Consider the following 18998-nt stretch of genomic DNA (forward strand, 5'->3'; position numbering starts at 1 on the left):
TCTTTCCATCCCAAGGTCGGCCGTCTCCTTGCCAGTGGCAGTGCTGGCGCAGATCCGTCCTGCCCGAAGACAGACGTTCCCCCATGAACCGCGTGACGCCGCATCCCACCCCGCGAACGTGACGATCGCGATCGCCCCTCTCGGTGGGGCAGGACGGAGGGGAATATAAACCTGATGAGGATGCTGTCAATGAGAAATAGGAAAAAATGTTTAGGCGCTGTCTTGCGGCCCCAAGCTGTCATTCCGGGGCGGCACCGGCGCCGAAGGCGACGGGACCGAACCCGGAAGCTCGACCTGTTTTGCGCTGAACATGTCGGGATTCCGGGTTCGCATTGCAGCGGCTTCGCCGCTTTCATGCGCCCCGGAATGACGAGCTTGGATCGAGATTCCGAGCTCAGTCCGGCCCCCAGGCACACCAATTGGTGTGCCTGGGGATGACGAGAGAGAAGCTGCCCCCTCACCCCCGCGGCTTTGGCGTGAACGGTCCCTTCGGTGCATTGCCGATCAGCGACACGACGATCAGCGCCGCCATCGCGAACCAGAAGGTGAGCCAAAAGCCGTCGATATAGGCCAGCGTATTGGCCTCGCGCTGCACAAGGCTTGCGAGCGTGCCGATGCCGCGGGCTTGGGCAAGGCCCTCGCCATGGCTGGCGAAGCGGCCGGTGAGTTTGGCAAGAATGCCGACGACATCGGCGTCGCCGCTGGCGACATGCTGGCCGAGCAGATTCGAATGGATCTGCTCGCGCACGCGCAGCCAGGTGCCCATCAGCGCGATGCCGATCTCGGCGCCGCCGAGTCGGAAGACCTGGATATAGGCCGCAAAGGCGGTGGCGCGCGACGGATCGGAATTCGACAGTGCGATGATCACGATCGGCAGCAGCGTGAAGCTTTGCCCAAGCGACTGCAACATCACCATCGGGATGAAATCGCCAAGCGCCCATTCATGGGTGAGCTGCGTGCCCAGGAGGGCGGCGGCGGCGAATGCCGCAAGGCCAATGATCAGCGTCAGCTTCACGTCGTAGTAGCGAATGAGCCAGATCGACAGCGGCACCAGCACGATCATCGGCACGACGGCATAGAGCAGAAACAACATGCCGGACTGCTCCGGCCGCAACAGCGCGATGTTGGTCAGAAAATTCGGCGCCAGCGATGAATTGGACAGGCTGGTCATGGTGTAGAGAATGATCGTCAGCAGCGCGAGACCGATATTGCGCGACAGCAGCACTTCGGCATGGGCCCATGGCCGTTTGACCACCGACTCATTGATGAAGAAGCCGACGGTCAGGACCGTGCCGCCGCCAAGCAGCGCCACCACCGTACCCGAGCCGAGCCAGTCCAGCCGGTTGCCCTGATCGAGCCCGGCATAGATCATGGCCATGCCGGTGCCGAGCAAGAGCATGCCGCCCCAATCCGCCTCGCACAGAACGAACCGGTTGATCGGCTCGCGCGGTGTGCCGAGCCAGACGAACAGCGCCAGCAGCGGCGCGATGATGACATCCTGCCAGAACATCCATTGCCAGCCGATGTGGCTGACATAGAAGCCGACCAGCGCGGTGCCGGAATTGAGCGAGAAGCCGACGCGAATGGAATAGATCGCAATGGCCGGTAGCCACCACTTCATCGGCAGATTGCGAAAGATGATCAGCAGCGTTGCCGGCACGAAGGTGCCGAGCAGCATGCCGTGCACGATGTTCAGCACCAGCAGCAGATTGTAGTCGCGCACCAGCGGGATCACCAGCGAGATCGCCGCATAGACCAGAGCGGGAATGCCGAGCACGCGGCGCAGCCCGAACACGGTGGCCATCCAGGCCACCGCCGGCGCGATGAAGATCTGCGACGCGGTGCCCGCCGTGGAGAGCCACGCGCCTTCGTCGAAACTCAGCCCCAGCGCCCCGCGCAGATCGGCGAGGCCGATGGAGAAAATACGCGTATCGAAATTGGCGAGGAACGCGCCGAGCAGCACCGCGCCGACCGCAAAGATCGGATGGTGCGAAACGCCCCCGGTCGAGACCGGGCCGCTTTCGATGACCTTACTTTCCGCCATTGCCGGCCGCCGGCGCGTCGGTGTTGATGCTGGCGGTCACCGACATGCCCGGCAGCAGCCGGTCCAGCAGCGGCTGCCCCTTGTCGAGCGTGATGCGGACCGGCACGCGCTGCACGACCTTGGTGAAATTGCCGGTAGCGTTATCCGGCGGCAGCAATGCGAATTGCGATCCCGACGCCGGCGAAACCCGCTCGACGCGGCCACGCAGCGTCTCCGCCGAGAACGTGTCGACCACGATATCGACGGGTTGGCCGGGCTTCACGCGGGTAAGCTGCGTTTCCTTGAAATTGGCGATCACATAGACGTCGGGCAGCGGCACGATGCTGATCAGGCTGGAGCCGATATTGACGTAATCGCCCGGCTGCACCTGACGCTCGCTGACCACGCCATCGAAGGGCGCCACGATCTTCGTATAACCGAGGCGTAGTCTGGCGGCATCGAGGGTCGCCTTGGCGCCGAGCAGATCGGCGGCGCGCTGCTTGCGTGTGCCGGCAAGAACTTCGAGCTGATGTTTCTGGGCGGCGATGACCGCACCACTCGCCTTTACATCGGCCTGCGCCTTGGCATAGGCGGCGGTCGCCTGTTCGAAGCGCTGCCGCGTGCCGGCTTCGGTCTGCGTCAGCGAAGCCTGACGTTCCCGCTCCTGCTGCGCCTGCACTTCCATCGCCTGCGCAGACACGCGCTGCGCCTCGGCCTGCGCGATGGTGGCATATTGCAGCTCGACCTGGTTGGCGAGATTGTCCAGCGCCGCCTGCGCACCGGCCACGCCGGCCTCGGCCTGTGCCACCTGCGCCTCGTAATCCGCGGGATCGATCTGGATCAGCAGATCGCCGGCTTTGACGTGCTGGAAGTCGTTCACCGGCACGGCTTTCACGGCACCGGCCACGCGGCTCGACAGCCGCGTTGTCTGCGCGCGGATATAGGCATCGTTGGTGGTTTGCACCGCGCGGTTGCCCATCCAGATGTCCCAGCGGGTGGTGGCCAGAACGATGAAGACAACCGCGGCAGCAACGGCTAGCAGCGGAATCGCAAGACGACGCCACGCCTGCTGTGCTGGCGTCAACGCCGCAGGCTGTGCGGGCGGTTGCGCAGCCGGTTGTGCCGGTGTCGGCGCAACAGGTTGTGACGGCGCCGGTTGCGGCGTTGGGGATGCATCAAGCTGGGACATGTCTTCCTCGCAGCGACTGAGTGACATTATGTCTCATGTCGTCGCACCCCATTCAATCGCCCGATATCGGCAATCCATACCGGTGCCGCAGCATTCGGGTTCGATTCGTACCAAAGACCGCAGATTTATATCTTTTTGCGGCGTGCCGGTTTGTCGCCGCCATCAGATGGCGCCGGATTATCCGGACCACGCGGCTGCAGATAGCGTTGCAGCGCAATGGCGCGCTCGCTGGATTCGACGAGTCGCTCGACGCTCCCCAGCAATTGATGAAATTCGTCCGCGTTGAGACAATCGAACTGCACGTCATTGACCTGACGCTGCGTGGGATTGAGGCTTGCCAGCAGCGCATCGCCGGCCTGCGTCACCGTGAGACGCAGGCGCCGGCGATCGGCGGGATCGACGAGCTTGTCGAGCAATCCCATCTGCTGCAGCTTGTTGGACACCGTGGTGACGAAAGCGCCGCTGAGATGCAGATGCGCTGCGAGTTCGCGCACGCTGACATCGCCTTCAGCGGCCAGATATTTGACCGAGATCAGCACAGTGTATTCGATCCCCGCCAGGCCGATCGCGGCGGCATGCCCCTCACGCACGGTCTCGTGACGCGCGAGGAACGCCAGCAATGTGTGCACGAGTTGCCGGAATGCATGATCGGAACCATCGACCAGCAGCGCCTTGCGCGACGTGGTCAGCGCCGGAGCCGGAAGTTTTGCCTTGAGCGCGGTTTTGGCTCCCGTCTTCACCGCGGGCTTTTCGGATTTACGCAGTGCCGTCGTCTTGGAGAGCGGCGTAACCTTGGAACGAGACATACCGCTTCCCAGTGAACGATCCACTACAGGATTGGCTGGCGCCCCCTGCTTCGTCAAGCGATTCTGCATACCTTCTTAACGAAGCTATTGATCAAATGCATTTACTGGGTCAGGATCGGCGTCAAATCTGACGGGAGAACATCATGAAACTCGATATCAGGCGCCTGCTCTGCTTCACCGACCACAAGGAGGTCGAGGCCGGCCACCGGCACGACCAACCGCTGCGCCGCGTCGCCGCCGTGGCCATCGTCGCCAATCCCTATGCCGGACGCTATGTCGAGGACCTCTCCGAGGCAATTGCCGCCAGCGTCGAAGTCGGCGCCGTGCTGGCGAAGCTCGCCGTCGAGGCGATGGGATCGTACAAGGTCGAGAGCTACGGCAAAGGCGGCGTCGTCGGCCTCGGCGGCGAACTCGAACACGCCAATGCGATGCTGACCACGACTTTCGCCACGCCGCTGCGCGAGGCCGTGGGCGGCGCCGAAGCGTGGATCCCCTCCTTCACCAAGCTCGCCGCCCCCGGCTGCCTGATCGACGTTCCCCTGGCGCACAAGGACGCGCTCTATGTTCGCTCGCATTACGACGGCGTCTCGGTGACGCTGCCACCCGATGCGCCGGCCGCTGACGAAGTTGCGTTGATCGTCTGCCTCGCCAACCGCGGGCGGCTCAATGCGCGGGTCGGCGGGTTGAATGCCAGGGATATCGGCGGCAAGGACGGCTTGCGCTAGGCTGCAGCTTTGTGCGGCCTTGGACGGCCTTGAGATTGCGGAGACGGGTATGAAAACGGCCATCGTCAATATCGGCACCATCGTCACCGGTGATCTCACAGCGCCGTTCACCGCGGGCGACGGGATCCTGATGCAGGACGGCCGCATCAGCGCGATCGGCACGCTGTCCTCGGATCAGGTGTCATCGGCCGATGTGGTGATCGACGCCGCCGGTACGACGGCAATTCCCGGCCTGATCGACAGCCATGTGCACATCACCTTCGGCGATTACACGCCAAGGCAGCGCGTGGTCGGCTATCTCGAAAGCTACGTGCATGGCGGCACGACGACGTCGATCACGGCATCCGAAGTGCACGTCCCCGGCCGTCCCAAGGATCCCGCCGGCGTCAAGGCACTCGCGCTGGCCGCCCGCGCCTGCTTCCTCGACTATCGCCCCGGCGGCATGCGCGTCCATGCTGGCTCGGTCATCCTCGAACCCGGGCTGACCGAGGCCGATCTGGAAGAACTGGTGAAGGCCGGGTTGTGGCTCGCCAAGGCCGGCTTCGGCGCATTCGACACGCCATACGACTATGCGCCCTTGATGCTCGCCGCACGCAAGCTCGGCATGGTCACGACCATGCATACCGGCGGCTCATCGATCCCCGGCTCATCCGGCATCTGGGCCGAGCACGTGCTGAAATCGAATCCGAGCGTCTCATTTCACGTCAATGGCGGGCCGGTGGCGATGCCGGAAGCCGGCTTCGCGCGCCTCGTCAACGAAAGCGACATCGCGCTGCAGCTCTGCACCGCCGGCAATCTGCGCACCGCCCTTCTGACGGCGAAGCTGCTCGACGAGGCCAAACAGCCGGAGCGCCTGCTGATCGCGACGGACACACCGACCGGCAGCGGGATCATGCCACTCGGCATGTTCTACACCATCAGCCATCTCGCCAGCCTGGGCGGCATGCCGCCCGAACAGGCAATCGCCGCGGCGACGGGGAACAATGCGACGGTCTATCGGCTCAACAGTGGGTTCCTAAAGACAGGCAAGGATGCCGACGTGGTGCTGATCGACGCTTGCGCCGGCGGTTCGCAGGATGACGCGCTGTCGGCGCTTGTGAATGGCGACGTGCCGGCGGTGAGCGCCGTGATCACCGACGGCGTGCCGCGCTTCGTCGGCCGCAGCCGCAATACGCCGGCGGGGATGCGGAATGTGCGGGTAGCGGAGACGAAACTGCCGCGGGATTTCTCGGGCGCGGCGGCGCATTGATTTAGCGACCACTCTCAGTTGTCGTCCCCGCCTAGCGCGCGAAGGCGCGCGCGGGGCGGGGACCCATAGCCACGGTCAGCTTAAAAGAGAGACGGCAGAGCCACGACTACGTCGTCTCAACCAGTATTTCAGCGTGTATGGATCCCCGCCTTCGCGGGGATGACAATTGAGGGGCCGTCGTGCCGACTAGTTGCTGCCCTTGAACTCCGGCAAATCATACTTCGCCGTCATCTTCTCGGCCATGCCCGCCGCGCGCTCCCAGTCATAGGTGCGATAGCTGTGACCGCGCGTCACGAACTGGGCGCCGGCATAGAACATCTCATATTGCAGATGGCGCGAGGCGAATTCGGAGCCGACGGCGTCCCAGGTCAGCTTCAGCAGCTTGACGCGATCCTGGCCCGACATCGCCGGCGAAATCTGGGTCAGGCCGATAATGTCCGCGATCTCCGGATTGCTGAAATCATCCACCGAGGACGGCAGCATCAAGAGCGCACCACCGGCGAGCTCGCGGATGGTCGAGATGATCTGCGGATACATCTCCTGCGACTGCACCTGCGCCGCATAGAGCAGATGCTTGTTCGGCAGATAGTAGTTGCCGCGCATCGCGCCGCCGGCTTCCATGCCGAGTACCATGCCCTCGATCAGCGCTGCCTGCGACGCGAGCTTGCCGAGCGTCTCCATGACCGGCGGGAAATTGATCGTGCCGATGGTCTTGGCGATGCCGCGCGCGAGGCCGACCAGGAAGCGCAGCTTCACCGACAGGCGGATCTGCGCCTGGTAGTTCTGGTAGACATGGGCCGGCGTGTCATGGAGCTGGGCGCGGCACATGTCGGTGTTGCGCAGCAGGAACACGCGCTCCCATGGCACTTTCACGTCGTCGAAGAACACCAGCGCGTCGTTCTCGTCATAGCGATAGGCCAGCGGATTGTCGTATTCGTTTGGCGCATGCGCCTCGAAGCTCTTGCGCGACAGCATCTTGAGGCCCTTGGTGCCCATCGGCAGCGCGCAGGAGAACGCCAGATGCTCCTCGCCCGGCCGCAGCGGCTGGCCGGAACCAACGAAGATCTCGTTGGCCATGATGGCGCTAGTGGCGAACAGTTTTGCACCGCGGATGGTGATGCCCGAGGAATCCTCATCGACAATGCGCGCGATCATGTCCTGCGCATTCTTGCCCTGATCGCCGAACGCCTTGGAGCGATCGCCCTGCACGTTGTTGATCACATAGGTCAGGAACAGGTCGCTCTTGCGGGCGTAGTCGTACCAGTCGCGGAACGCCTGCGCGCGTTTCGGATCGTAATTGTCGAACACCTCGATGCCCATCATCATGCCGGACATGGACGAGGCCACGTGATCGGGCGAGCGGCCGAGGAAGCCACCGGACAGTTCGGCCCATTCCACCAGCGCCTTGCGACGCTCGACCAGTTCCGCATAACTTTTCGGCAATTGCCAGGCGCGATTGACCCGGCGTCCACCGCCGACATCGAAGGTCATGCGTTCGATATTGGCGGGGTCGGCCTGATAGTCATACAGCGCGCCGGCCGAGGCGACGGCATGGCGATAGGCCGGATGGGTCGAGACGTCGTCGACCTTCTTGCCGTCGAGATAAACCGCGCGACCGTCGCGCACAGCGGCGACATGCTGTGCGCCGGTCTTGACGCCGGCGATGGCCGCCGCGGATCCAAATGCCTTGTTCATCACTCTTCTCCGTCATCGGACCCGGCATCGCCGTCGGTCATCGCCGTTAATAGCTATCATCCGAAGCTATTTTCAGACTGTTGTCAAGCGGACCTGTGGCATTCGGGGTCCTGCGTCATTCGTCGTGATTGCAATTGCCGCACGAAGCCGCCAAGCTCGGGCAAGTTTTGATACATGGGATCATCACGTGGCCAAATCCGCAGCGCGCTCCACTTCGATCGGCAAATCAGTGATCGGCAAGTCAGTTGGCAAGGAGATCAGCAAGAAGCCTGCCACAGGCCGGCCGGCGCCCCGCGCTGCATTGACAGTCTCCCGTCCGGAACTGCTGGTCGACGGCTCGGATGCCCAGTTCCGCCGCCTCGTGCACAGCCTGTTCGGCTTTCTGGTCCGTCATCAGACCTTGCGCGAAGGCCATGCCGCCGTTATCGGCCTTGCCGGCATCGAATACACGACCCTCATTTCGATCCGGCACCTGTCGGCGCAAGGCGACGTCCATGTGCGCGCCGTCGCCGATCACCTGCATCTCAGCGGCGCCTTCGTCACCACCGTGACCAACAAGCTCGAGACCAAGGGCCTGATCACCAAGACCTCGCACACCGGCGACCGCCGCCGCATCAGCCTCGTGGTGACACCGCATGGCGCCGAATTGCTGGAGCGGCTCGCGCCGACTCAAGCGCAGGTGAACGACGTGCAGTTCGGCTGCCTCGGCACCCGCGAATTCCACCAGTTGCTGGACATGGTGCAGCGGCTCGTCGATTCCAGCGACCGCGCCATTGCGCTGCAGCGCTATCTGGCGGACACCAATGTGAAGCAGCTGTCGCCCGAGGCGCAATCGATCGCGGTTGCCAGGCGCGGCAAGTCGCGCAAGGGCTGAATCCGGCCTGCAATACGCAGCTTGTCAGGGTGCAGGATGGGTAGAGCGTCTTCGCGAAACCCATCATATCTGTGCTCGGAGCAGATGGGTTTCGCAAGGGCTCTACCCATCCTACAGCCCGCGTCGCCATTGCTGCGACAAAACGGCACCGGAAAGCGCAGCCCCCGCCCGCCCAAGCGCGACGCGGGAATCAGCCGCGACGCGCCCGCAACATTCAAACACCCGTGAAACAGGCAATTACGCGCATTCCCGCCCGCCGCAGATTGCTGCATTTCCGGGCTGGACTGGCGCATAAATTAGCTTCTTAAGAGAACTATTTTATAAAGATACTCAGAATGACGATTGTCAAAGCCTGAAATTTATTGGACGATCCGGCCAACGCTGTCATTCGGCTGTCACGGCCGGCAATGGCACATGGCGTGCATGGAAATCTTTATCTGGATTGTGCTGCGGATCACAGCAGCAACAGCATCAACAGAAGAGGACAATCGTCGATGTCGCGGATCAAATCGAATTTGCCACGCGTATTGGGCACAGTTGCAGCCGTCACGCTCTCGGCCATGACCGGTGGCCAGGCCTTCGCGCAGGGCGCCGAGATCGCCATCGGCGCCGTGGTGCCGTCGAGCGGTCCGTTCGCCGAATGGGGCCGCAGCAACACCGTGACGCTGAAGATGCTCGAGAAACAGACCAACGATGCCGGCGGCATCAACGGCGCCAAGGTGAAGATCACCATTCTCGACGACGCCGCCAAGCCGGCGCAGGCCGCAAGCTCGCTGCGCAAGCTGGCCGGCGACGAAAAGGTTCTCGCCGTGGCCGGCCCGCTGACCTCGAGCGCCGCCGAAGTGACCTTCCCGGTCGCCAACGAAATGAAGGTGGTCTCGACCTCGCAGGCCTCCTCGAAGCCGGGCGTGGCGAAGCTCAACCGCCCGTGGGCGTTCCGCAACACCATCGACGAAGGCGTGCTCGCCAAGACCGTGGTGCCGTATTTCAAGAAGAGCTTCAACGTCAAGACCGTCGGCATCATCTTCGATGCCAAGGACGCGACCGCCGGTACCGTCGGCAAGCTGGTGATGCCGGCCGTGCTGAAGGCCAACGAGATTGCCATCGCCAACGAGAGCGATCCGCTGTCGTTCAACACCGGCGACCTCGACGTCTCCGCGCAGGTCACCAAGCTCAAGGCGCTCAACCCGGATGGCGTCGTCATCAGCGCCGACTACAGCCAGGCCATCACGGTGCTGCGCGAAATGAAGCGCCAGGGTTTCATCAAGCCGGTGGTCGGCTCGACGCAGATCATCTCCTCGGCAGTTCTGAAGGCCGCTCCGGAAATCCCGATCATCGCTCCCGCGACCTTCTACGCCACCATGAAGGGCGAGGCGCCGGAGAAATTCACGGCCACGTTGCAGCCGCTGCTGCGCGCCGAGTCCGGGCTGCCGAAGGAGATCGAACCCTCGATGTATGACGCCAACATCTACGAGATCGTCTCGATGTATATCGACGCGATCAAGAAGGCTGGCGTGACCGGCAAGCCGGCCGACCTCGAAGCCGACCGCACCAAGATCCGTGACTACATGGCCAAGCTCGAAGGCTTCAAGGGTCTCGGCGGCCCGATCGGCTTCAATGACGACGGCGATGCGATCAAGGCCTTCTACGTGCTGCAGGGCCAGAACGGTGCCTGGGCCACCAAGGTGAACGGCTGCAGCTCGGCACCCGGCCACCCGGCCTGCTGACCTCTCACATCATCCACGCCGCTGCGGCCGGGAAGTCCTCCCGGCCGCAGTCATGACGACCACCTGATTTAACGATTGCGATCCCCATGCTGATACAGCAACTCGTCAACGGCCTGACGCTCGGAGCGGTCTATACGCTGCTGGCGCTGTCGTTCTCGCTCGTGATGGGCATTCTCGGCATTCTCAATCTCGCGATTGCCGAACTGTTCATGATCGGCGGCTATCTCGGTTTCACATTGATCCAGGCAGGCTTTCCGCTGCCCGTCGCCGTGCTCGCCGGCATGACTGGCGCCGCCGTGATCGCCATCGTGATCGAGAAGGTCGGCTACCAGCCGCTGCGCGATGCGCCGCTGGTGACGCCGATGCTGTCGACGCTGGGCTTCTCGATCATCCTGCAGAACGTCGCCACCAATATCTGGGGCTCGGATCCGCTGCAGCTGCCGATCTACGGCGACCAGTATACGTTCGGCCCCGTCAATATCGGCGAGATGCAGCTGCTGGTGCTCGGTGCCACCGTCGTATTGGTCGCGCTCGTCGCCTATATCGTGCAGAAGACGCCGATGGGCCGCGCGCTGCGCGCCGTCGCCGAGAACCGCGAAGTCGCACGCATCCTGGGCGTCTCGGCAGACCGCCTGACCATGCTCGCCTTCATCCTGTCGGGCTCGCTGGCCGGCGTCGCCGGCGTGCTGATCGCGCTCCACTACGGCGCCATCACGCCCTATCTCGGCGTCGAGATCGGCCTCAAGGCCATCGCCGTGATGGTGATCGGCGGCACGCGCCAGATCTGGGGCGCGCTCGTCGCAGGCCCGCTGATTGGCATCGCTGAAGTGCTGACCGTCGCTTACGGTGGCTCGCAGGTGCGCGACTTCGTCGTCTACGGCTTCATGATTTTGATTTTGTTGCTACGTCCGCAGGGCCTGCTCGGCGGCGCGCGATCCGATCAGGGGCAGCGCGTCTGATGTCGACCTATTACGCAAGCCTGCTCGCCGAGTCCGGCATCCTCCTGCTCGGCGCCCTCAGCGTCTATATCATCCTGGCCACCGGCCAGCTCTCGCTCGGCAACGGCGCCTTCATGGGAATCGGCGCTTACCTGTCGTCCTGGCTCACCGTTGAGCTCCACGTGCCGCTGACGCTGGCCCTTGTGATCTCGGCCGTCGCCGCCGGTATCATCGGCGCCATCGTCGCCTTCCCGGCCTTGCGGTTGAAAGGCATCTATCTCGCGATGGCCACCGTCGGCTTCGGCGAGATGGTGCGTAGCTTCTTCCTGAATTTCGACACCATGGGCGGCTCCGGCGGTTTCCGTGGCATGCAGCACATTTCGGTCGGCTATGTCTGGCTGTGGGCCGGCGGCATCCTGATCGCGGTGATGCTGCTGGAGCGCTCGCGCGTCTGGCTGGAAATGCAGGCGGTGCATGACGACGAAACGGCCGCTGGCCTGATCGGTCTCAACACCGTGGTCACCAAGATCAGCGCCTTCGCAGCCGGCGCTGCCGTTGCCGCCATCTCCGGCGGGCTGTTCGCCCATCACAACGTCTATATCGAACCGGCCAATTTCGGTTTCGAGCGCTCGGTGGACTTCGTGCTCGCGGTAATCCTCGGCGGCTCCACGGTCGCGCCGGGCTCGCTGGTCGGTTCGCTGCTGCTGGTGTTCCTGCCTGAATTCCTGCGTCCGATCGCCGACTGGCGCCTTGCCGCCTTCGGCACGCTGCTGATCGTCGTGCTGCTGGTGCGGCGTCAGGGCATTCTCGATCGTTCGCTAATCCGAACGCTCACCTTCCGGAGGGCCGCGGCATGAGCAACGCGCTGCTTCAACTCACGGGCGTCACCAAGACGTTCGGCGGTATCCATGCGCTGTCCGGCATGGTCTGCGAAGTGCCGGAAGGCAAGATCGTCGGCGTGATCGGCCCGAACGGCGCCGGCAAGACGACCTTGTTCAACACCATCACCGGCGCCTATCGCGCCGATGCCGGCGAAGTCAAACTCAAGGGCGTCGACGTCACGCAGTGGCCGTCCTATCGCATCGTGCGCGAGGGCATCGCCCGCACCTTCCAGAACATCCGGCTGTTCGGCAGCATGACCGTCTGGGAGCATCTGCTGGTAGCGCAGCCGCACAGCGAAAGCGCCTGGCGGCGTCTGCTGCCGATCGCCTGGGCCAATCCGGCGGCGCAGGAACGCGCCGAGGAGGTCATGGCGTTCTTCGGCCTCACCGAACTGCGCGACCGCCCGGCCAAATCCCTGCCCTACGGCATCCAGCGTAAGGTCGAGATGGCACGCGCCGTCACCGCCAGGCCGAAGCTGCTGCTGCTGGATGAACCCGTCGCCGGCATGAACCATGACGAGGCCGAGGAAATCCGCACGCTGATGATCCGGCTGCGCGACACCGGCCTCACCATTCTCCTGATCGAACACGACATGAATTTCGTGATGCGGCTCTGCGACTATCTCTATGTGCTCGATTTCGGCGTGCTGATCGCCGAAGGCAGACCGGAGGAAGTGCGCACCAACCCGGTCGTCCTCGACGCCTATCTCGGAAAGGACGACTGATGCTGACCATCCGAGGCTTGCAGGTCCGCTACGGCGCCATCACCGCGGTGCGCGGCGTCGATCTGGAGATCAAGAAAGGCGAGATCGTGGCACTGCTCGGCGCCAATGGCGCTGGCAAGAGCACCATCGCGCGTTCGATTGCAGGGCTGCTGCCGTTCCAGGGCGACATCACCTATCAGGGCGAGAAGCTCGTGCCGAATGCGGCCGAAAAGAATCTCCGCCGTGGCATCGCGCTGGTGCCGGAAGGCCGCGGCATTCTCGCGCGCATGACGGTCTATGAAAATCTGCTGATGGGCATCTACACCCGCCCGGACAAGGCCGAGGCGATGGCCGATGTCGGCCGGATGCTCGAGCGCTTCCCGATCCTCGGCAAGCGCCGCGACGGTCTCGCTAGTCTGTTGTCGGGCGGCGAACAGCAGATGCTGGCGATCGGGCGTGCACTGCTGTCGAAGCCAAAGCTGCTGCTGCTCGACGAGCCCTCGCTGGGCCTCGCGCCGCTGATGACCGATACGCTGTTCAAGATGATTGCGCAGTTTCGTGACGAAGGCCTCACGGTGCTGCTGGTGGAGCAGAAGGCGCGGCAGACGCTGAAGATCGTGGACAGAGCCTATCTGCTGGAAACTGGCCGCGTGGTGACCTCAGGCACGGCGCAGGCGCTGATCAATGATCCGACGGTGTCGGATGCGTTTTTGGGTGGGCCGCATTAGGTCCTGCACCACCCTCGTCATTCCGGGGCGTGGCCGGCCCTTGCCGGGCACGAACCCGGAATCCCGAGATAGTTGAAACGCCGGGGAGCCAAACACTCCGGGATTCCGGGTTCGCGAACTACGTTCGCGTCCCGGAATGACGAGTGTGGGGCGCTACGCCCCATACCGCGCCAGCACCGGCCAGGTCTCCACGCCATTATTATGCCCGACCACCTGATAGCTCGCATGCAAATTCACCGTGGGATCGCAATGCGTGGTCAGCAGCAACACGCGACTGCCGAGCTTCGGCGCTTCCACACCTGATGGCATGGTGATCATGCCGTGCTCGTCGCCGCCGAAGCGATAGGTCGACCCTTCCGGCACACCCAACATCAGCGACGGCACCGGGCCATTGAAGGCCATCGCCTTGACGCCGGCATCGACGGTGAATTCGCCGGCACGATTGACCGACGTGACCGTCGCGAGAATGAACAGGCTTGGATCGTAAGGCAGCGCACCACCCTCGTGCTCCAACTTGCCGTAGTCGGAATCCATGAAGACATAGGAACCGACCTGCAGCTCCGTATAGGTGCCCGTGACATCATAGGCGCAGGCGCCCGTGCCACTTCCGGTGACGATCTCCGCCTTGATGCAGGCTTCCGTCAGCACATGCAGATGCTCGTCGAGCATGGCCCGCACGCGCGCAGCACCTGCCCTGCGCTCCTGCGAATCGATCATGTGCTGCACATGACCGGCGAAGCCCTGGATGCCGCCGAATGTCATGCCCGGCGTGGCTTCGATCAGTTGCGCCAGCGCGAGCGTCGATACCGTATCGACCACACCGGTGCGGCGCTGGCCGACATCGATATCGATCAGCACCTGCAGCGGACGACTGCCCGCATCGAGCAATTCGTGCAGCACGTGAATCTGGTCGGCGTGATCGACGACGATACTGATATCGGATTGGTCGGCGACAGCGGCGAGACGCGCGAGCTTCGGCCGGTCGGCGACAGGTGTCGTCAGCAGCAGACCCGTGATACCGGCCTGCGCGAAAGCCTCGATCTCGGCCACCGTCGCGCAGGAGATTCCGACAGCGCCGGCCTCGATCTGCAACTGCGCGATACGTGTCGATTTATGAGTCTTGGCATGCGGGCGCAGCGCAACGCCATTCGCTTTGGCGAACTCTGCCATTGCGGTGATGTTGCGCTGAAGAGCAGAGGCGTCCAGCACCAGCGCAGGCGTCTGGATATCTGCGAAGGCCGGCAGATTGGGATCGAGCATGTTTGGCATCACAGCAACTTCGCACCAAAGTTCTTCGCCGGGTCCATTTCGGAAGCGAGCTTGCCCGATGGCGTCGCGGCCCTGCCGCCCTCGCGCAGCATCAAGCGTCCCTCGCCCGGCTTGCTGGTGAACCTGTCGCCATCGACCAGTACACGGCCGCGCAACAGGACCTTCTCGGGCCAGCCTGTGACCGTGCGGCCAGAGAACGGCGAGAAACCGGTGAGATCGTGCATCATCTCATCCGTAAGCGTCACCTTGCGGACGGGATCCCAGATCGCAATGTCGGCATCGTTGCCGATGGCAATGGAGCCCTTCTTCGGCAGATTGTAGATCTGCGCCGGCGCGGTCGATGTCAGCTCGACGAATTTAGACAGGCCGAGGCGCCCCTTCGACACCATGGCGTCGAACAGCAGTGGCAGGCGCACTTCGAGGCCCGGCAGACCGTTGGCGACCTGCTTGAAGGTCGGATTCGGGCCGGCGCGGAGCTTGCCGGTCTCGTCATAGCGATAGGGCGCGTGATCCGACGAGATCAGTTGCAGGTCGCCGAGGGCCAGCGCGTGCCACAGCGCCTCCTGATCGTCCGTGGTGCGCGCCGGCGGGCTGCACATCCACTTCGCGCCTTCGGCGCCGGGCTTGTCCATGTCCTCGGCGGTCAGGAACAGATATTGCGGGCAGGTCTCGGCGAAAATCTTGACGCCGCGGCCGCGCGCCTCGCGGATCACGGCGGCGCCTTCGCGCGTCGAGACGTGGAAGATCATCACCGGCTGGTCGAGCAATTCGCTGAAAGCGATCAGCCGCGTGAAGGCTTCGGATTCCGACACGCGCGCATGGCTGACGGCGTGATATTTCGGCGCGGTGTAGCCCTTGTCGATCAGGCGCTTCACCATCCAGGCGATGACGCCGTGGTTCTCCGCGTGAACGCAGACCAGCGCTTTGGCTTCGCGCGCGGCGGCGAGGATATCCAGCAACTTCTCGTCGTCGACCTTCAGCCGGTCATAGGTCATGAAAATCTTGATCGAGGAATGGCCTTCCTTGACCAGCGCCGGAATATCCTCGGCAATGACCTTGTCGGTGACGTCGGAGACGATGATGTGGAAGGCGTAGTCGATCATCGCGCCCTTCTTCGCCAGCGCCGTATAGTCGGTGACGACCTCGCGCACATCCATCCCGACATGCTGGGCGGCGAAGGAAATCACGCTGGTGGTGCCGCCGAACGCCGCCGAGCGCGTCGCGCTCTCGAAAGTGTCAGCATTCATGATGCCGGCTGCGGAGAGCTGTTCGATATGGGCATGGGCATCGACGCCGCCTGGCAATACCAGCTTGCCTGTTGCATCGATCTCCGTCTTGCCGGCTGCAAGCCCGCTGCCCAGTGCCACGACGGTCTCGCCGGTAATACCGACATCGGCGGCAAATACATCGCTCGATGTGGCGACGGTGCCACCGCGGATTACGAGGTCGTAGACGGGATCGGACAAGGGCAGAACTCCAGGGATGAGATCAGATATGCGAACAATTTACAGGCTTTGACGGTGCGCACTTTCCGGTAATACTGCTGTCATGACAAGGAGCCGAATATGCAGCCCCGCAAGAAGATTCTGGTGGTCAATCCGAACAGCAACCCGCAGGTGACGCGCAACCTCGCAGAGGCGTTGCAACCGGTGATGTTCGAGGCCGGGCCCGAGATCGAATGCGTCACGCTGGCGGAAGGACCATTGGGCGTGCAGACGCAGGCCGATCTCGAAAGCGTCACCATACCGCTGAGCCGGCTGGTGGCCGCCGACAATTCGGCCGATGCCTTCGTCATCGCCTGCTATTCGGATCCCGGCCTGCACGTTTGCCGCGAGGCGACGCAGCGTCCGGTATTCGGGATCGCCGAATCCGGCGTGCTGACGGCACTGTCGCGCGGCGACCGCTTCGGCGTCATCGCGGTGGCGCAGGGCTCGATCGGCCGGCACATGCGTTATCTCCGCCAGATGTGCCTGATGGATCGCTTCGCCGGCGAACGTCCGCTCAACATGAGTGTGGCGGAAGCGGCTTCAGGCGACGACACGCTGGCGCGCATGATCAAGGTCGGCCGCCAGTTGAAGGACGAGGACGGCGCCAACGCCGTGGTGATGGGCTGCGCCGGCATGTCGCGTCATCGCAGCGCGCTCGAGGATGCGCTGGGCATTCCGGTGATCGATCCGACCCAGGCTGCGGTGAGCATGGCCATCGGCACGGTGATGTTTCAGTAAGTTTGAGCTCCGGCAGTGAGCTCCCTCTCCGGGGAGAGGGGTGGGGTGAGGGGCGAGGCACGAACTCAGCCTTAAGCAAGTGAACTGCTCGACGATCGACACGAGAATCCGACACTAACGCGATTGCGGTGAACCGCCCCTCACCCGCCGCGAAGACGCGGCGACCTCTCCCCGCCTAGCGAAGCTTCGCTTCGCCCGGGAGCGGGGAGAGGTTAGGTCAGCGCTTCTCGTCGATTTAAGAGCGTCGTCTTACTCCGGCGGCAGAACCACGCCCGTCTGGCTGGTGATCCGGCCATAGTGCTCGATGCGCCGGTGGCGCTTGAAGTCGAAGATGGTGTCCTTGCCGAACTTCGTGTCATCGAGATCGACGGTGCAAACCAGCAGCTCATCGCCTTCGGTCTTGGCTTCGGCGAGAATGACGCCATTGGGATCGACGATCAGCGAACCGCCGATCAGGGGATGACCGTCTTCATCGCCGGCCTTGGCGACGGCGACCACGAAGGTCGAGTTCTGATAGGCGCCGGCCTGCACCGACAGGCGATTGTGGAACAGGCGCTGCTCCGGGCCCTCGACCGACTTCTGCGAATTCACCGACGGCGTGTTGTAGCCGAGCACGATCATCTCGACGCCCTGCAGGCCCATCACGCGATAGGATTCCGGCCAGCGGCGGTCGTTGCACACCATCATGCCGAAGATGCCGTCCAAAGCGCGGAAGACGGGAAAGCCGAGATCGCCCGGTTCGAAATAGCGCTTTTCCAGATGCTGGAAGGCACGCTCGGTATCGAATTCGACATGGCCGGGCAGATGCACCTTGCGATATTTTCCGACGATCTTGCCGGTCTTGTCGGTGAGGATCTGGGTGTTGAAGTGATGGCCGTCGGGCGTCAATTCGGCGTATCCGATGGACAGCGCAATATTGGCCTTCGCGGCGGCATCGAACAGCGGCTGAGTCGCGGCGTTCGGCATTTCCGACTCGAACCAGGTGTCGACCTCCTTCTGGTCGGTCATGTACCAGCGCGGGAAGAAGGTGGTCAGCGCCAACTCCGGATAGACGATCAGATCGGCGCCCTTCCCCTTGGCTTCGTCCAGCAGCGCCAGCATGCGCTTGACCACGGCCTCGCGGCTTTCGGCTTTCTGAATCGGGCCCAGTTGGGCGGCGGCGACGGTAAGCTTACGCATAAAATTATCCGGGTTCGAGTTGCGTGCGGTTTGTACCAGAACCGAAAGCAATGATCGAGCCAACACGAGGCCCTTCCGGCCCGGCTGTGACCGGGCGGCCCAGACAGGCCTGATCCGGGCCTTCGCCCCCATGACTCATTTGGTCCGGAACACAACACGATTGATCCGGTTGTGCTGACACCTGATGCCCTCGTCCAAACAGTGGAAAAATCATGAAACGCCGCACCCTCATTGCCGCGAGCCTGTTGCTCGTGTCCTCCGCCCTCGCCCCAGCCGTTTACGCACAGTCCGTCGGCGAAAAGACGGGCGTCAATTCCGTTCTCGGTGTCAGCCCGAGCACCCCTGATTTCGTCAAGCAGGTCGCGATCAGCGACATGTTCGAGATCCAGTCCAACACGCTGGCGGAAAGCAAGGGAAATGCCGCCGAGAAATCCTTTGCAGCCATGATGGTGAAAGATCACACCAAGACCAGCACCGAGCTGAAGGCGATGGTCAGCAGCGGCAAGGTTAAGGCCGAACTTCCGGCAGCGCTCGACAGCGCGCATCAAAGCAAGCTCGACAAGTTGAAGGAACAAAGCGGCGCTGACTTCAGCAAGAACTTCAATTCGGTCCAGGTCGACGCCCACAAGGACGCGGTTGATCTGTTCGAGCGCTACGCCAAAAGCGGCGACAATGCCGAATTGAAGGACTGGGCCGAAAAGACGCTGCCGGCGCTGAAGCATCACCTCGAAATGGCGCAGAACCTCGGCAAGTAGCGCCTGCCCAACGCCGAACTCCCTGAGGCCC

At 63.3% G+C, this 18998-nt stretch carries 17 protein-coding genes; 10 read left to right on the top strand and 7 right to left on the bottom strand.

Translation table 11 applies throughout. The features are described from left to right. Positions 1-457 precede the first annotated feature (457 nt). The 3 genes from CHC01_RS30165 to CHC01_RS30175 all read right to left on the bottom strand — a co-directional run bounded on the left by CHC01_RS30165 (position 458) and on the right by CHC01_RS30175 (position 4018). Entirely contained in the window at positions 458-2044 is a 1587-nt protein-coding gene (locus tag CHC01_RS30165; protein ID WP_089268035.1) for an MFS transporter, read from the bottom strand. Next, entirely contained in the window at positions 2031-3212 is a 1182-nt protein-coding gene (locus CHC01_RS30170) for an HlyD family secretion protein (protein ID WP_089268096.1), read from the bottom strand. The genes CHC01_RS30165 and CHC01_RS30170 overlap by 14 nt, the downstream gene beginning before the upstream one ends. 125 nt (positions 3213-3337) lie before the next feature. Then, positions 3338-4018, bottom strand: a complete 681-nt coding sequence (locus CHC01_RS30175; protein ID WP_176454753.1) for a MarR family winged helix-turn-helix transcriptional regulator — start codon at positions 4016-4018, stop codon at positions 3338-3340. 143 nt (positions 4019-4161) lie between these two features. Here CHC01_RS30175 and CHC01_RS30180 point away from each other — a divergent pair, with 143 nt between their 5' ends. Next, positions 4162-4743 (top strand): amino acid synthesis family protein, encoded by a 582-nt coding sequence (locus CHC01_RS30180; protein WP_068738529.1) that lies wholly within the window; start codon positions 4162-4164, stop codon positions 4741-4743. 49 nt (positions 4744-4792) lie between these two features. Continuing rightward, positions 4793-5992: an amidohydrolase family protein gene (locus CHC01_RS30185; RefSeq protein ID WP_089268037.1), complete on the top strand. Its 1200-nt coding sequence runs from the start codon at positions 4793-4795 to the stop codon at positions 5990-5992. Positions 5993-6178: 186 nt separating this feature from the next. Here the strand turns inward: CHC01_RS30185 and CHC01_RS30190 are convergent, their stop codons facing one another. Then, positions 6179-7687: a 4-hydroxyphenylacetate 3-hydroxylase family protein gene (locus CHC01_RS30190; RefSeq protein ID WP_089268038.1), complete on the bottom strand. Its 1509-nt coding sequence runs from the start codon at positions 7685-7687 to the stop codon at positions 6179-6181. 187 nt (positions 7688-7874) lie between these two features. Between CHC01_RS30190 and CHC01_RS30195 the strand changes: the two genes are divergently transcribed. The 6 genes from CHC01_RS30195 (at position 7875) to CHC01_RS30220 (ending at position 13539) form a co-directional block, all read left to right on the top strand. After that, positions 7875-8561, top strand: a complete 687-nt coding sequence (locus tag CHC01_RS30195; RefSeq protein ID WP_176454754.1) for a MarR family winged helix-turn-helix transcriptional regulator — start codon at positions 7875-7877, stop codon at positions 8559-8561. 494 nt (positions 8562-9055) lie between these two features. Next, on the top strand, positions 9056-10288 hold the full coding sequence (locus tag CHC01_RS30200; protein ID WP_176454755.1) for an ABC transporter substrate-binding protein: 1233 nt from the start codon (positions 9056-9058) through the stop codon (positions 10286-10288). Positions 10289-10374: 86 nt separating this feature from the next. Then, the gene (locus CHC01_RS30205) at positions 10375-11247 is read left to right on the top strand and encodes a branched-chain amino acid ABC transporter permease (protein ID WP_089268040.1); all 873 of its coding nucleotides are present in this window, start codon (positions 10375-10377) and stop codon (positions 11245-11247) included. Further along, positions 11247-12083 carry a branched-chain amino acid ABC transporter permease gene (locus CHC01_RS30210; protein ID WP_089268041.1) on the top strand — a complete coding sequence of 279 codons (837 nt, stop codon included), beginning with the start codon at positions 11247-11249 and terminating at the stop codon, positions 12081-12083. The genes CHC01_RS30205 and CHC01_RS30210 overlap by 1 nt, the downstream gene beginning before the upstream one ends. Further along, the gene (locus CHC01_RS30215; RefSeq protein ID WP_089268042.1) at positions 12080-12832 is read left to right on the top strand and encodes an ABC transporter ATP-binding protein; all 753 of its coding nucleotides are present in this window, start codon (positions 12080-12082) and stop codon (positions 12830-12832) included. The genes CHC01_RS30210 and CHC01_RS30215 overlap by 4 nt, the downstream gene beginning before the upstream one ends. Next, on the top strand, positions 12832-13539 hold the full coding sequence (locus CHC01_RS30220; RefSeq protein ID WP_089268043.1) for an ABC transporter ATP-binding protein: 708 nt from the start codon (positions 12832-12834) through the stop codon (positions 13537-13539). Before CHC01_RS30215 ends, CHC01_RS30220 begins: the two co-directional genes overlap by 1 nt. A 153-nt stretch (positions 13540-13692) precedes the next feature. On the opposite strand, the gene CHC01_RS30225 is transcribed toward CHC01_RS30220, so the two are convergent. Both CHC01_RS30225 and hydA read right to left on the bottom strand, forming a co-directional pair. Further along, positions 13693-14808: a DSD1 family PLP-dependent enzyme gene (locus CHC01_RS30225; protein ID WP_089268044.1), complete on the bottom strand. Its 1116-nt coding sequence runs from the start codon at positions 14806-14808 to the stop codon at positions 13693-13695. Then, the gene (gene hydA / locus CHC01_RS30230) at positions 14808-16274 is read right to left on the bottom strand and encodes a dihydropyrimidinase (protein WP_089268045.1); all 1467 of its coding nucleotides are present in this window, start codon (positions 16272-16274) and stop codon (positions 14808-14810) included. Before hydA ends, CHC01_RS30225 begins: the two co-directional genes overlap by 1 nt. Before the next feature lie 99 nt (positions 16275-16373). On the opposite strand from hydA, the gene CHC01_RS30235 reads away from it, so the two are divergent. After that, positions 16374-17033, top strand: a complete 660-nt coding sequence (locus CHC01_RS30235) for an aspartate/glutamate racemase family protein (protein ID WP_170849729.1) — start codon at positions 16374-16376, stop codon at positions 17031-17033. 249 nt (positions 17034-17282) lie between these two features. On the opposite strand, the gene CHC01_RS30240 is transcribed toward CHC01_RS30235, so the two are convergent. Beyond that, positions 17283-18212 (bottom strand): N-carbamoyl-D-amino-acid hydrolase, encoded by a 930-nt coding sequence (locus CHC01_RS30240; RefSeq protein ID WP_089268046.1) that lies wholly within the window; start codon positions 18210-18212, stop codon positions 17283-17285. 212 nt (positions 18213-18424) lie between these two features. Here CHC01_RS30240 and CHC01_RS30245 point away from each other — a divergent pair, with 212 nt between their 5' ends. Continuing rightward, complete coding sequence (locus CHC01_RS30245) at positions 18425-18967, top strand: DUF4142 domain-containing protein (RefSeq protein WP_089268047.1); 543 nt, start codon at positions 18425-18427, stop codon at positions 18965-18967. The last annotated feature ends 31 nt before the right edge of the window (positions 18968-18998 follow it).

This window comes from Tardiphaga sp. OK246, assembly GCF_900188215.1.
Classification (GTDB): domain Bacteria; phylum Pseudomonadota; class Alphaproteobacteria; order Rhizobiales; family Xanthobacteraceae; genus Tardiphaga; species Tardiphaga robiniae.

What these genes read in the sequence shown, in the direction of transcription:
- CHC01_RS30170 (WP_089268096.1), bottom strand. Translation starts at nt 3,212, where the DNA reads ATGTCCCAGCTTGATGCATCCCCAACGCCGCAACCGGCGCCGTCACAA.
- CHC01_RS30220 (WP_089268043.1), top strand. Translation starts at nt 12,832, where the DNA reads ATGCTGACCATCCGAGGCTTGCAGGTCCGCTACGGCGCCATCACCGCG.
- CHC01_RS30215 (WP_089268042.1), top strand. Translation starts at nt 12,080, where the DNA reads ATGAGCAACGCGCTGCTTCAACTCACGGGCGTCACCAAGACGTTCGGC.
- CHC01_RS30235 (WP_170849729.1), top strand. Translation starts at nt 16,374, where the DNA reads ATGCAGCCCCGCAAGAAGATTCTGGTGGTCAATCCGAACAGCAACCCG.
- CHC01_RS30200 (WP_176454755.1), top strand. Translation starts at nt 9,056, where the DNA reads ATGTCGCGGATCAAATCGAATTTGCCACGCGTATTGGGCACAGTTGCA.
- CHC01_RS30240 (WP_089268046.1), bottom strand. Translation starts at nt 18,212, where the DNA reads ATGCGTAAGCTTACCGTCGCCGCCGCCCAACTGGGCCCGATTCAGAAA.
- CHC01_RS30180 (WP_068738529.1), top strand. Translation starts at nt 4,162, where the DNA reads ATGAAACTCGATATCAGGCGCCTGCTCTGCTTCACCGACCACAAGGAG.
- CHC01_RS30175 (WP_176454753.1), bottom strand. Translation starts at nt 4,018, where the DNA reads ATGTCTCGTTCCAAGGTTACGCCGCTCTCCAAGACGACGGCACTGCGT.
- CHC01_RS30185 (WP_089268037.1), top strand. Translation starts at nt 4,793, where the DNA reads ATGAAAACGGCCATCGTCAATATCGGCACCATCGTCACCGGTGATCTC.
- CHC01_RS30190 (WP_089268038.1), bottom strand. Translation starts at nt 7,687, where the DNA reads ATGAACAAGGCATTTGGATCCGCGGCGGCCATCGCCGGCGTCAAGACC.
- CHC01_RS30165 (WP_089268035.1), bottom strand. Translation starts at nt 2,044, where the DNA reads ATGGCGGAAAGTAAGGTCATCGAAAGCGGCCCGGTCTCGACCGGGGGC.
- CHC01_RS30225 (WP_089268044.1), bottom strand. Translation starts at nt 14,808, where the DNA reads ATGCCAAACATGCTCGATCCCAATCTGCCGGCCTTCGCAGATATCCAG.
- CHC01_RS30210 (WP_089268041.1), top strand. Translation starts at nt 11,247, where the DNA reads ATGTCGACCTATTACGCAAGCCTGCTCGCCGAGTCCGGCATCCTCCTG.
- CHC01_RS30245 (WP_089268047.1), top strand. Translation starts at nt 18,425, where the DNA reads ATGAAACGCCGCACCCTCATTGCCGCGAGCCTGTTGCTCGTGTCCTCC.
- CHC01_RS30205 (WP_089268040.1), top strand. Translation starts at nt 10,375, where the DNA reads ATGCTGATACAGCAACTCGTCAACGGCCTGACGCTCGGAGCGGTCTAT.